Genomic DNA, 12,909 nt, shown 5'->3' with positions numbered 1-12,909 from the left:
GTAGTATTTGTCTGACAAATAATACAAATGCAATATTAAGAGATTTTTTTTAGAATACAAGGGCATTATAATAAGAAAATGCACATTTATGTTGAAAAACATACTTTTAGTACATATTGAGCTCTCATTTAGAACAATAGCAAGAGCAGAGATACTCATTTTAAACATAGTAGCGATATCTACTTATTATAGTGAAGGCATAAATTCATAAGATAGGATACCCAAAAAATAAGCAATTAAAGATACAGACAAAATCACATATAAAAATCTAGGTTATGTCTATTGTATCTTTTATCTTTGCAACAATCAAAAAAAGCGATTATATGAGTCCTGATTCAGAATATACAGAAACACATGAGAATAAAATCTATGCCACTCTTGACAAACTGGGAATAGCGTATCAAAGTCTACACCACCCAGCCATAATGACTATGGAGGAAGGAGCAGAAATAGCCCAAAAGCTAGGTTGTACTTCATGCAAAAGTCTGTTTCTGACTAATAAACAGCAAGAATACTTCATGCTCTTATTGCCTGCAAATAAAAAATTGAAAACAAAAGAACTTGCCGGGCAGATAGGTAGTTCCCATCTCTCTTTCGCTTCCGAAAAGGCAATGGAAAATCTCTTGTGTACTTTTCCGGGGGCTGTCAGTATTCTAGGTCTTATCTACGATAAAGAGAACAAAGTACAGCTCCTGATTGATAAAGAAATTCTTGAATCAACATATATAGGATGTCATCCATGCGTAAACACATGCAGTCTAAAAATCAGGTTGGAGGACATTCTTAAAATACTATTGCCCAAAATCAGTCATCAGAATTTTAATATCGTGGAGTTATAATCCGAAATTACAAAGTCGTACATTCTGCAAAAAAAACGAACATTTAAGCTAGTTTCACGACTTAATTAAAGTACATGTCTTGTTCCTCGGTGAGAAACACATCGTTGCACACCGAGAAACGGGTCGTTCCTTTTAAAGGAACGGGGCTTTGGTTTTAAACCAAAAAACAAGCCATATAATCAGCTAAATATCAGCGTATTATCAGATTGCTATTCCAACTAATAAGCATATTGGAATTTTATTGACAACTTACGATAGGATGGGAATGATAGAATAACAGAAAGGATAGAAAAATTCATTTTAAACATGGTGACGGTATCCACTTATGATAGTGACGGTATATTCGTGGGATAGGGTAACCATCCCGACCGGATAGTGACGCTATGTTTTTGCTGGGAAAAGAGCATAAAAAAAGGCTATCTATCCCAGACAGCCAATCTTTTGTTAACCTTAAATCTAATACTATGAAAAACACATTGCAAAGATACGGACTTTCTGCATATCTCCAAATTTTCAGGCTCAAGTAGCGTATCTTATAACATGGTTTAATAGAAGTAACAGTTTCGTTAACATTTAACATAAATCCATCGGATATTAACAAATATCCGATGGAGTAGATTCAGAGATTACTCATATCGCAATGAACGAGCAGGTTTGCTCATTATTATTTTCATTGTCTGGAAAGCCACTGTCACAAATGAGATAAACAGCATCAGCAATACAGGTACTATAAAGAACCACGCTTTGAGATCGGTACGGAAAGCATAATGGCTTAACCAGGCATTCATACTAAACCAAGCTACCGGAAGAGCTATAACAACTGCAATCAAAATCAACTGGAAAAATCCTTTGACCAACTGATAGAAAAGATTCCAGCGGGAAGCTCCCAACACTTTACGTATTCCCATCTCTTTGGTGCGGGTGGAACAGGAAAACATGACTAATACCCAAAGTCCGAGACAGGAAATAAAGATTGCCAATCCGGTGAACGAACCGATCATCGCTCCGAAAACCTCGTCTTGCCGATATTGGTGGTCGAAGAACTGATCGAGGAAGAAATAATCAAAGCTGGAATCCGCAAAATACTGATTCCAGATCTCTTGCACTTGAGATACCAGTTCACGGGGATTTCCGGAAGCCATCACAACAGAGATATAACGCTGGGGCAACCAATCAATTTTATCTTTATGAATCAGCATGATAGGTGTATAGTTCTTGCTCAACGCCTGCTGATGATAATCTTTCACCACTCCGATAATCTGCATCGGCGCATCAGTACATTCCACTGTTACCAACTCGCCTATCGCCTCATCATTGGAAGCAAATCCCAGATTACGTACAGCTGTTTCATTAATCACCAGTTTATCGACATCATCACCATATTCTTCGGAGAAACTTCTTCCGGCTACTATCTGCAAACCGTATGCATCCGCATAATCAGGATCACAAGCCAGCATCTCATAAAGACGGTTCTGCTTCAAAGCGTCATTGGTGCGACGATTGGAAAGGAATGTGGCCACTTCTTCGCCCGGCACGGCACCGGAAAAAGTAACCCGATGGACCAGAGGAAGACGCGCGATTGCTTTTTTCATTGCTTCCAACTTGATATTCTGCCCCTCTGTATGTCCCGGAAACTTAACCACTAATGTCTGGCTGGTTTTCACTCCCAAAGATTGATTGCGCATAAAATTCAGCTGTGCAAAAACAATCAATGTAACACAAAGTAAAATCATGGAAGCTGTATACTGGACAACCACCAGTACCTGACGGGTTCGGTCGCCTGACTTGCTATGCAAAAACTTCCCTTTCAACAAGGTTATAGGTTTGCGATTCAACAAAGCCAATGCCGGATAATACCCGGAAATAAATATTCCGGCTATAAAAACGAGAACCAGCAAAATCCACCAGTAATCCATGAACCAGACAGAAAACGTAACTGTACGTCCTACCAATTGGTTGAAATGTGGAAGAACCAGTTCTATTAATCCCACAGCTAATATGAAAGCTATCAGATTCATAACCAAGGCCTCAAACAGGAATTGATAAATCAACTGTTGGCGGAAAGCTCCCACTACCCTGCGCACTCCCACTTCTTTAGCACGCTCCATCGAACGTGCTACGGTCAGATTGATATAGTTAATCCAGGCAATAACCAGAATAGCGACAGCCGCAAAAATCAGGGCGATCATAGCAGAACGATTTCCTTTGGTTTCCGTCTCATAGCCTATCTGTGGGGTGAGATGTATATCTGCCAAGGGAATTAAAGACACGCCCCACGTCTTATTTTTCAGTGCTTCCTCTGTCTTGTATTTCTCCGCCATCACAGGAAATTCTTTTTCTATCTCCGCTTTTCTTTCCGGTGAATCGAGCAAAACATACGTATAGGCTTCATGCTTATACCAGTATTCCTGCATATATTGAGGCAGAGAGGCATAGGAAATCAGAAAATTATAATGAATGTGTGAGTTGGAGGGCATTTCTTTCATGACTCCGGTCACTTCGCACGATACTTTATCATACGTTCCGGTAAAGATCAGAATTTTGCCGATAGGGTCTTCATCTTTGAAATACTTACGGGCAATACGTTCGGTGATTACCACTTGCCGGGGCATGGAGAGACAAGTCTTTTTATCCCCTTTCAGAAGTTCGAAATCAAAAAGACGGAAGAAGCCCGGATCGGCATAGGCTATCTGATTCTCCCGTAATGTCAGTTCGCCATATTTCACAATCTGCTCCGGTTGGAGATGGGTAGCGATACGGGTATAATCTTCGATTCCGGCAAGATTCTCTTTCATGGCCGAGGCATATCCGAAAGAGCTGGTCGCCCAGTAATCGGTCAGGACTTCCCCTTCATGAAAAGTGCTTTGCACCCGATAGATATGGGCATATTTCGTGTGCATTTTATCAAAGCTGAACTCAAAAGTGACATAGGTTAGCATCAGTAATGCCGATGCCATTCCGATTGCCAATCCAAAGATATTGATGAAACTGAACTTCTTCCGCTTCATCAGATTCCGATAGGCACTATTCCAGTAATTCCCTATCATACGGTTTCGTTTTTAGATGACGTTTTCTTTTCCAGCGGACGGTTGATGTTTTCGGCTACAATCTGTCCGTCCAATAGTTGGATGACCCGGTGTGCATACTTCGCATCCCGCTGTGAGTGGGTGACGATAATGATTGTGGTTCCCTGACGGTTGAGTTCGCTCAACAGTTCCATCACTTCGATGCCATTCACCGAATCCAGATTTCCGGTAGGTTCGTCGGCCAGCAGTAGTTTACATTCGGTCACTACGGCACGGACAATGGCTACACGCTGTTGCTGTCCGCCGGATAACTGCTGGGGATAATGATTCGCACGATGTAACAGGTTGACTTTTTCGAGCACTTTATTGACTCGTTCTTTCCGTTGGAGAGTCTTCATACCCAGATAGACAAGTGGCAGTTCCACATTCTCATACACGGTCAGTTCGTCAATCAGGTTGAAACTCTGAAAGATAAAGCCCAGATTACCTTTCCGCAAAGCAGTCAACTGGTTTTCAGTCATTTTATCGACTTGCTTCCCCTCAAAAAAGTAAGAACCGGAAGTCGGAGAATCCAATGTACCGAGAATATTCAGCAAGGTGGATTTGCCGCATCCTGACGGTCCCATTATCGCTACAAATTCTCCTTGTTCCACCTGTAAGGTGACATCATTCAATGCTTTTGTCTGCACCTCTTCTGTGGTGAAAAGCATAGATAGTTTTTCTGTTTTAATCATAATAATTATTCATTATTTTAGTATTAGTTTCTCATTGTCTCCAAATAATTCATACCCGGATATGATTACTTTCTCACCCGGAGACAAACCGTCTGTCACCTCGTAATACAGTGGATTCTGCCGTCCTATCTTCACAGGGCGCCGCGTGGCAAATGTACCACTTTCATCGACAACGTACATCCATCGGCCCCCGGTAATTTGAAAGAATCCGCCACGGGGAACCAGAATAGCTTGTGCCGGATCACCCAATTGCAGGTTTATGTGATAAGTCTGTCCGGCACGGATATTCTCCGGTCGTTCGGATATAAAATTGAGGTCTGTACGAAACTGACCGTCTTTCACTTCAGGATAAGGTTTAGTCACTTCCAGTTTATAGGTTCCTCCGTCACGGGTAAAGTCGGCAGGAAGTCCGGGAAGTACCCGTTCTACGTAGTGCTCGTCTATCTGTGCCTGTACTTTAAGGTCGGAAGTGATGATTTGCCCGATATGTTCGCCGGCAGAAATAGATTGCCCGATTTGCGCATTCAGGTTTCCTACCTGTCCGTCAATCGGAGCTTTCACTTTCAGGTTTTCCAAACGCTCACGAACCAATGCCAAGCTCCGTTTCATATTACGTATATTCTCGTCAAGACTGCCTATCTGACTTTCCCGAAAAATATGATCCTGCCGGATACGTTCGTCAATAACAGCCAGTTGCTCTTTGGCTGCTATATATTCTTCCTCTGCCTGGCGATAGTCTTCACGTGCTATCAGTTGTTCGTTTACCAAACGTTTATACTGCTCATAACGGCGTTGCTTCCCGATAAGCTCTTTATTCAGGCCGATACGTTCTTGTTTCAGTTGCAGTCGTTCCTGCTCCATACTAATCCGGGTATTACGCAACTCGTTTTCCTGATAAGCAAGATCGGCTTCACTCTGCATGATACCGATATTGAGCAATGGGTTGCTAAGACGCAGAATCACATCACCGGCCTTTACCATAGCTCCCTCTTCTTTCAGGCGCTCTTCCACACGACCGCCCTCGATGGCATCCATATAGATAATCCGGCTAGGCATGACCTGACCAATCACACGGATATAATCACTGAACTCGGCCTGCTCGACAGTAGCAATTGTCAGCCGGTCTTTCTCCACTGCCATAGAAGAAGCTGTATCTCTGAAAATAAAATAGGCAATCACAGCAAGTCCGAGCATTACCCCACCGACCCAATAAAGACGTTTGCGATTGATGCCGGGTTTTCGTTCAATAAGTGTATCCATAATGGTTTATAAAAAAGTTCCTTGTCGATAATATTTTTCTAGTTTCATCATCATTTCTATTTGCAAGCGTACACGAACCAGTTCTGCTTTGGCAGCAATAAACCGGTTACGGGCTTCCATCAGTTGAAAGACGGAAATCAATCCCTCTTCCCATTTCCGTTCGGATTCTTTCAGTACCAGTGTTTCAGCGTCAAGTTGTGATAATGCCTGCTGATGTTCACTATATCCGGTGTGAAGAGAAAGGAGTGTTTGCTCAATATCCGTATATAATTGTTGTTTTTCAAGTTCTTCTTCGTTTTTGAGCCGATACATATTCAATTTCAGCTTGCGCTGATTGGTCAAACGTTGCAAACCGCTTAGCAGGGGAAAGGAGATGCCAACACCCACATATTTTCCTATATTATCACGCAATTGTCTGGCCGAGAAAGCTGTATTATAATAATTGGAACCGACGGTGAAACGAGCAAAGACAGAGGGTGAGAAAGCTCCTCCCGCTATCGCATACTCTTTATGAGCTGCTTTTTGTTTCAAATCAATCATACGTATGGAGGGCAATATTTCGATAGATTGTGCGTATAGAGTTTCCACAGTCGAAACAGAATATGGTGGTACTTGGGATGCTGTAATCGTATCCAGAATAGCGAGTGTGTCGCCCGGCTGGATATTCATTAATTGTTTCAGATGTAATAAAGCGATCCGACTGCTATTTCCGCGCGACTGATAACGATAAATATCTCCCTCCCGGCGTGCTTTCACCTCCTGTAAATCGGAAGCTGATTTCAATCCCAGTTCCACGAAGACCTCTGTCTGTTTCAAATACCTTTCGCTCAACCGGCTTTGTTCCAAAGCAAGATCGAGCAATTTTCTCTCCAGAATCAGTTTGTAATAAGCATCCGTCACCTGATAGGCCAGTTCATTCTGTTTCTCTTTCAGCTCCCATTCACTACGTTCTTTGTTCATTTTCCGGAAACGCACCTGATTGATACGCGAAAAGCCTTCAAATAAGGAAAGTGTCATATCAAGTCCCACCGTTCCCTCTTCAAAAGATTCACTGGTATACCCATTGGTGTCAGGATCCAGCGAACGTCCGAATCGTTTGCCTGTTTCCGCATTAACCACTATGTGCGGCAGGAAAGCACCGACAGAAGCTATATAATCCGCTTTCGTTTCCTTTATGCCGATAACTCCGTTACGTACAGCCGGATTCTGTTTATAAGCCAAACGAATGCAATCGTCCAAACTCATAGCGGATTGGGCTAGCAGGAAAACCGGCACTGAAAGCAATAGTAGTAAAAGAAATCTTTTCATCCTTTATAATATATGATTGTGTGATAGCAGGATGATAAAAGCAAATGCAATGCCACAAATCATAAATAATTGATTATAAAACAAATAGAAATCACATAATTCTTCCACCGTCCAAAAATTAAACGCCCTAACGTCCAATAATTGGACATTACCGAGAGAATCCCTCTATTCTACCCCATTCTAACTCGTTCTGACTCATTCCAGCATAAACTTTGTATGAAAACGTCTAATTATTGGACACTCCCTTGCAAAGAAAATCAAAAACAGATACCTTTACCCGGAAACTTAAAAGGAACATTCAACGGACAGAGCCCCCAATCTTGCGTATGGAAACAGGAACGATTTTAATTGTAGACGACAATAAGAGTGTATTAGCCTCACTGGAGTTATTACTCGAGAATGTGTTCAGCACAGTCCGCACAGCTGCCAATCCTAATCAAATCACGACCATCTTATCTACCACTCCGATTGATATTGTGATTCTGGATATGAACTTTTCAGCAGGAATCAACAATGGTAACGAGGGACTGTACTGGCTGAAACATATCCATGAAATCCGCCCTTCACTGCCCGTTATTATGCTAACCGCCTACGGTGATGTAGAATTAGCCGTTAAAGCACTGAAGAATGGTGCAACAGATTTTCTACTAAAACCATGGGATAACCACATACTGATACAGAAAATAAAGGAAGCCTATCAAAACAATCGTCCAACCCATCATAAAAACTCTCCCAAATCAACCCAGAAAGCATCCGGTGATGAAAATCTGAATAAGTCAGAAATGTTGATCGGTCATTCCCCTGCAATGCTACAGCTAATTAAGGTAGTTACTAAAGTCGCCAAAACCGATGCCAATATCCTGATAACCGGAGAAAACGGAACAGGAAAAGAGATGTTAGCCAGGGAAATACATCGCTTATCTTCACGAAACACCCGTCAGTTACTTAGTGTCGATATGGGGGCTATCAGCGAATCGCTCTTTGAGAGTGAACTCTTCGGACACGAACGTGGAGCGTTTACTGATGCTTATGAAAGCCGTCCGGGTAAATTCGAAGCCGCCAATGGTGGTTCGCTTTTTATGGATGAAATCGGAAATCTCCCTCTTGCATTGCAGGCCAAACTACTGACTGTACTACAAAACCGAAATATCACCCGAATCGGAAGCAACAAAGTGATTCCCGTTGATATCCGACTCATCTCCGCCACCAACAAAGACATACCGGAGATGATTAAAGAAGGTTTGTTCCGCGAAGACTTATTCTATCGCATCAATACCATCCATCTGGAAATTCCCCCTTTGAGAGAACGGGGAGATGATCTATTATTATTCATCGATGCTTTTCTTCATCGCTTCGCTTCCAAATATCAACGACCGGAAATGCGAATGCATGAGCAAACGATTGAAAAGCTACGCTTCTATCATTGGCCGGGCAATATCCGGGAACTGCAACACACCATCGAAAAGGCGGTTATTTTATGCGAAAGCAACGTGATACGTCCTAAAGATATTCTGGTGAAACAGACTTGGAAACCACAGACAGTCCAAGCGGTGCCCAATCTGGAAGAAGTGGAACGACAAGCCATCGAGACGGCCATCTTGCAAAATAATGGAAACCTGACTGCTGCGGCCGAACAACTTGGTATCAGCCGACAAACGCTCTACAATAAACTGAAACGATTTAAGCCCTAAGCCGTATGCTATTCAGCCGACATATATATTGGACCACATTAGGACATATCCTATTTATTCTTGCTACCGCAGGAACAGGTCTATGGCTCATTATTTCCCAACAAGGAGTGGTAATAGGGATATTACTGGTTATCTGCTCCTTGTTTCAGATTGGAAGATTAGTGAATAAGCTAAACTCTTTCAACCAAAAATTACGCCTTTTCTTCGATGCGATAGAAGACAAAGACAATATGCTCTATTTCCCCGAAAACAATGTCAGCCGGGAACAGGAAATGCTGAATCGTTCACTCAACCGTATCAATGCCCTGCTCATCCGAACTCAAGCTGAATATTCAAAGCAGGAACATTTCTACCGTTCGCTATTGGAAGAAGTCCCTAGCGGTGTGTTGGCATGGGATTCTTCCGAAAAAATAATGATGGCCAACAGTGCCGCACTGACTTTATTGGGATGCCAGCAACTAGCCCAATACGACCAACTGAAACCTATCCTGCAGGAAAAAGAGAAGAAAGAACGGCTTAGTCTGTCTCAAAACCAGATGAAATTACAGAACGAAACTATTACCATCTTATCCATCAAGGATATCAGCAATGAACTGAATGATAAAGAGAGTGAATCATGGAACAAGCTAAGCCACGTGCTTACCCACGAAATCATGAACACCATTGCTCCCATCATCTCCCTGTCGCAAACATTATCCGCATATCCGGACAACAGCGAAAAAACACTTCGCGGACTTCATATCATCCAGGCACAAAGTGAACGCCTGCTGGAATTTACCGAATCTTTCCGTCGTCTCTCCTATCTGCCCCAACCGGAAAGGAAACGGTTTTCACTAACAGCCCTCCTGCAAAATCTGCAAGAACTCCTGTCTACCGATTTTCAGGAAAATCAGATTCATTTCACACTTACCTGTCAGCCGGAATTCATCGACATGGATGGAGACGAGAACCAGCTATCCCAAGTCCTGCTCAATCTCCTTAGAAACTCCATTCAGGCGTTAGACGGAAGAACAGACGGAGCAATCGAAATTTATGCATATCGGGACGAGCATATATCTATCGACGTCACAGACAATGGTCCCGGTATCCCCGATGAACTGCAGGAAAAAATATTCATTCCGTTCTTCACCACCAAATCCGAAGGAACCGGTATCGGATTAAGTCTCTGCCGACAAATCATCCGTAACCACAACGGTCATTTGTCTATTTTGGAAAGCCGTCCCGGTAAAACAATTTTTCATATCGACATTTCACTGTAAAACAAACCTTTCACGGCCTTCGAGTGTTTATTATCATATAAACGAATTTTACACGATATGAGCACCAAAGAACAATACTGGAAATATTCCCTCATTGTCATCATCCTGTTTATGGGAGTCATCATCTTCCGCCAAATCACTCCTTTTCTGGGGGGATTGCTGGGAGCACTCACCATCTACATTCTTGTACGCGGACAGATGAATCATCTGGTAGAAAAACGAAAGCTGAAACGAAGCATCAGCGCACTGTTGATTACCGCAGAAACGATTTTCGTCTTTCTTATCCCTTTGGGATTGACTGTCTGGATGGTGGCAAACAAGTTACAGGATATCAATCTGGATCCACAGACCTATATTGCACCTATTCAACAGGTAGCAGAATTCATCAAAGAGAAAACAGGATACGATGTATTGGGAAAAGATACGCTGTCATTCATCATGTCCATACTTCCCCGTATCGGACAAATTATAATGGAAAGCATCAGCAGCCTTGCCATCAACCTGTTCGTCATGATCTTTGTGCTTTACTTCATGCTGATTGGAGGAAAAAAGATGGAAGCTTATGTCAATGACATTCTGCCATTTAATGAAACCAATACGCAGGAAGTCATTCACGAAATCAATATGATTGTCCGTTCCAATGCTATCGGCATTCCCTTACTGGCTATCATTCAGGGAGGCGTGGCTATGATAGGCTATCTGCTTTTCGGAGCACCCAACATACTGATGCTGGGATTCCTGACCTGCTTTGCAACCATCATTCCGATGGTAGGTACGGCATTGGTATGGTTTCCTGTAGCCGCTTATCTTGCCATCAGCGGAGACTGGTTCAACGCCATCGGGCTTTTTGGCTATGGAGCTATCGTCGTATCGCAATCGGACAACCTTATCCGGTTCATCCTTCAAAAGAAGATGGCGGATACACATCCGCTTATCACTATTTTCGGAGTAGTCATCGGCCTGCCGATATTCGGGTTTATGGGAGTCATCTTCGGTCCGTTGCTGCTTTCATTATTCTTTCTTTTTGTGGATATGTTCAAGAAAGAATATCTCGACTTGCGAAATAACCTCCCATCGAGATGACGAAACTACCGAAAAATTGTGTACTTTTGCGGCTGTAAAAACGACACTAAAATTTGATGGAAACATTTACATTCAATACTGTCGAACTGATTCTTTTATCGGTGGCAGGTATTCTTTTTATCATCCAGCTCATTTATTATTTCGGCCTGTACAATCGAATACATGTCCACAATAAAGCTGTAGGCAAAGAAGAGGTGCATTTCATACGAGAACTGCCTCCACTTTCCGTGATTCTCTGTGCACGCAATGAGGCTGAAAATCTTCGTAAAATTCTACCTGCCATTCTGGAACAGGACTATCCACAATTTGAAGTGATTGTCATCAATGATGCTTCCACAGATGATACCGAGGATATACTGGGAGTGATGGAAGAAAAATATCCTCATCTTTACCATAGTTTTACGCCCGAAAGTGCACGCTATATCAGTCATAAGAAACTGGCTCTAACGTTAGGCATCAAAGCCAGCAAACATGACTGGCTCGTATTTACGGAAACAAACTGTATGCCCGCCAGCAACCAGTGGCTAAAACTGATGGCACGTAATTTCACTCCGCAGACCCAAATTGTGTTGGGATATAGCGGATACGACCGCACAAAAGGATGGTTGCACAAACGTACTGCATTCGATACTTTGTTCCAGTCTTTGCGCTATCTGGGATTCGCGCTGGCCGGAAAACCTTATATCGGTATCGGACGCAACCTGGCTTACCGGAAAGAACTATTCTTTCAACAGAAAGGTTTCTCCAAATACCTGAATCTGCAACGTGGAGAAGATGATTTATTCATTAATGAGCTAGCTACCTCCTCCAACACCCGTGTTGAAACAGACTTCAACGCTACCACACGGATACAGCCCGTATATCGCTACAAAGATTGGAAAGAAGAAAAGGTTAGTTATATGGCTACTGCCAGATTCTACCACGGAATACAGCGTTACCTACTGGGATTTGAGACATTTTCCCGTTTGTTATTCTATGCTGCCTGTATAGCAGGTATCGTATTCGGAATTCTTAATTTCCACTGGCTGGTAGCAGGCATCGCATTCCTGATCTGGTTACTGCGCTTTACAGTACAAGCTGTCATTATCAACCGCACGGCAAAAGAAATGGGTGGAGGACGAAAATACTATTTCTCGTTACCTGTTTTCGACCTTATCCAACCTGTACAGTCATTGAAGTTCAAACTCTGCCGTTTCTTCCGGGGAAAAGGAGATTTCATGAGAAGATAAACCGGATTTCGTGAGAAGACAGACTTATTGTTAAATCAATCGCTGCATATAAATAGCATCCGAACCATCGTGATAATAGCATGGCTTTATTCCAACAGGAATAAAGCCATTTTTCATATATAGCCCGATAGCGGAAGTATTGGTCACTTTCACTTCAAGCGTAATCTTTGCAGCCTTACATTCACCGGCCGTCTGAATCGTCTGGTCCATCAATACCTGCCCCAGTTCTCTTCCTCTATAATCCGGATGAACAGCTATCGAATAGATTCTTAAATAGCGAGTTCCCCCATGAAATAACAGGGAGACATAAGCGATCACCCTATCCGCCTCCATCATCACATAGAAAATTCCTTTCGAACGGCTTATCAGATAGGCAAACTGCTCTTTTGAAAAACTGTCTTCCCGGAAACACTCCCACTCTATTTCCAAAATAGCGGGAATGTCTGCCTGCTGTGCTTTACGGACGATTATCGGCTCCAT

At 42.7% G+C, this 12,909-nt stretch carries 10 protein-coding genes; 5 read left to right on the top strand and 5 right to left on the bottom strand.

The genetic code is table 11. The features are described from left to right. Nucleotides 1-275: 275 nt before the first annotated feature. The gene (locus KSX81_RS19760) at nt 276-839 is read left to right on the top strand and encodes a prolyl-tRNA synthetase associated domain-containing protein (protein ID WP_004300608.1); all 564 of its coding nucleotides are present in this window, start codon (nt 276-278) and stop codon (nt 837-839) included. 626 nt (nt 840-1,465) lie between these two features. Here KSX81_RS19760 and KSX81_RS19755 read toward each other — a convergent pair. From KSX81_RS19755 to KSX81_RS19740, 4 genes are read right to left on the bottom strand one after another with little or no spacing between them, the layout of a single operon-like run. Next, on the bottom strand, nt 1,466-3,886 hold the full coding sequence (locus KSX81_RS19755; protein WP_004300610.1) for an ABC transporter permease: 2,421 nt from the start codon (nt 3,884-3,886) through the stop codon (nt 1,466-1,468). Beyond that, nucleotides 3,883-4,599: an ABC transporter ATP-binding protein gene (locus KSX81_RS19750; protein ID WP_004300611.1), complete on the bottom strand. Its 717-nt coding sequence runs from the start codon at nt 4,597-4,599 to the stop codon at nt 3,883-3,885. The genes KSX81_RS19755 and KSX81_RS19750 overlap by 4 nt, the downstream gene beginning before the upstream one ends. Before the next feature lie 12 nt (nt 4,600-4,611). Continuing rightward, nucleotides 4,612-5,859 carry an efflux RND transporter periplasmic adaptor subunit gene (locus KSX81_RS19745; RefSeq protein ID WP_004300612.1) on the bottom strand — a complete coding sequence of 416 codons (1,248 nt, stop codon included), beginning with the start codon at nt 5,857-5,859 and terminating at the stop codon, nt 4,612-4,614. 6 nt (nt 5,860-5,865) lie between these two features. Further along, nucleotides 5,866-7,167, bottom strand: a complete 1,302-nt coding sequence (locus KSX81_RS19740; protein WP_004326608.1) for a TolC family protein — start codon at nt 7,165-7,167, stop codon at nt 5,866-5,868. A 326-nt stretch (nt 7,168-7,493) separates the two neighbouring features. On the opposite strand from KSX81_RS19740, the gene KSX81_RS19735 reads away from it, so the two are divergent. The 4 genes from KSX81_RS19735 to KSX81_RS19720 are packed head-to-tail and all read left to right on the top strand — an operon-like array spanning nt 7,494 to nt 12,429. Further along, the gene (locus tag KSX81_RS19735) at nt 7,494-8,858 is read left to right on the top strand and encodes a sigma-54-dependent transcriptional regulator (protein WP_217725842.1); all 1,365 of its coding nucleotides are present in this window, start codon (nt 7,494-7,496) and stop codon (nt 8,856-8,858) included. 5 nt (nt 8,859-8,863) lie between these two features. Further along, nucleotides 8,864-10,117 (top strand): sensor histidine kinase, encoded by a 1,254-nt coding sequence (locus tag KSX81_RS19730; protein ID WP_217725843.1) that lies wholly within the window; start codon nt 8,864-8,866, stop codon nt 10,115-10,117. Nucleotides 10,118-10,174: 57 nt separating this feature from the next. Further along, nucleotides 10,175-11,200 (top strand): AI-2E family transporter, encoded by a 1,026-nt coding sequence (locus KSX81_RS19725; protein ID WP_004300618.1) that lies wholly within the window; start codon nt 10,175-10,177, stop codon nt 11,198-11,200. 56 nt (nt 11,201-11,256) lie between these two features. Further along, nucleotides 11,257-12,429, top strand: coding sequence for a glycosyltransferase (locus KSX81_RS19720; RefSeq protein WP_217725844.1), 1,173 nt, complete (start codon nt 11,257-11,259; stop codon nt 12,427-12,429). Between the two features lie 30 nt (nt 12,430-12,459). Here KSX81_RS19720 and rimI read toward each other — a convergent pair whose 3' ends face one another. After that, nucleotides 12,460-12,909 carry a ribosomal protein S18-alanine N-acetyltransferase gene (gene rimI, locus KSX81_RS19715; RefSeq protein WP_004300620.1) on the bottom strand — a complete coding sequence of 150 codons (450 nt, stop codon included), beginning with the start codon at nt 12,907-12,909 and terminating at the stop codon, nt 12,460-12,462.

The sequence above is a fragment of the Bacteroides sp. MSK.18.37 genome (assembly GCF_019129155.2).
In the GTDB taxonomy this organism is placed as follows: Bacteria; Bacteroidota; Bacteroidia; order Bacteroidales; family Bacteroidaceae; genus Bacteroides; species Bacteroides ovatus.
The sequence above is the reverse complement of the archived record's forward strand: the minus strand, read 5'-3'. Positions and strand labels throughout refer to the sequence as shown.

What these genes read in the sequence shown, in the direction of transcription:
- KSX81_RS19760 (WP_004300608.1), top strand. Translation starts at nt 276, where the DNA reads ATGTCTATTGTATCTTTTATCTTTGCAACAATCAAAAAAAGCGATTAT.
- KSX81_RS19755 (WP_004300610.1), bottom strand. Translation starts at nt 3,886, where the DNA reads ATGATAGGGAATTACTGGAATAGTGCCTATCGGAATCTGATGAAGCGG.
- KSX81_RS19750 (WP_004300611.1), bottom strand. Translation starts at nt 4,599, where the DNA reads ATGATTAAAACAGAAAAACTATCTATGCTTTTCACCACAGAAGAGGTG.
- KSX81_RS19745 (WP_004300612.1), bottom strand. Translation starts at nt 5,859, where the DNA reads ATGGATACACTTATTGAACGAAAACCCGGCATCAATCGCAAACGTCTT.
- KSX81_RS19740 (WP_004326608.1), bottom strand. Translation starts at nt 7,167, where the DNA reads ATGAAAAGATTTCTTTTACTACTATTGCTTTCAGTGCCGGTTTTCCTG.
- KSX81_RS19735 (WP_217725842.1), top strand. Translation starts at nt 7,494, where the DNA reads ATGGAAACAGGAACGATTTTAATTGTAGACGACAATAAGAGTGTATTA.
- KSX81_RS19730 (WP_217725843.1), top strand. Translation starts at nt 8,864, where the DNA reads ATGCTATTCAGCCGACATATATATTGGACCACATTAGGACATATCCTA.
- KSX81_RS19725 (WP_004300618.1), top strand. Translation starts at nt 10,175, where the DNA reads ATGAGCACCAAAGAACAATACTGGAAATATTCCCTCATTGTCATCATC.
- KSX81_RS19720 (WP_217725844.1), top strand. Translation starts at nt 11,257, where the DNA reads ATGGAAACATTTACATTCAATACTGTCGAACTGATTCTTTTATCGGTG.
- rimI (WP_004300620.1), bottom strand. Translation starts at nt 12,909, where the DNA reads ATGGAGCCGATAATCGTCCGTAAAGCACAGCAGGCAGACATTCCCGCT.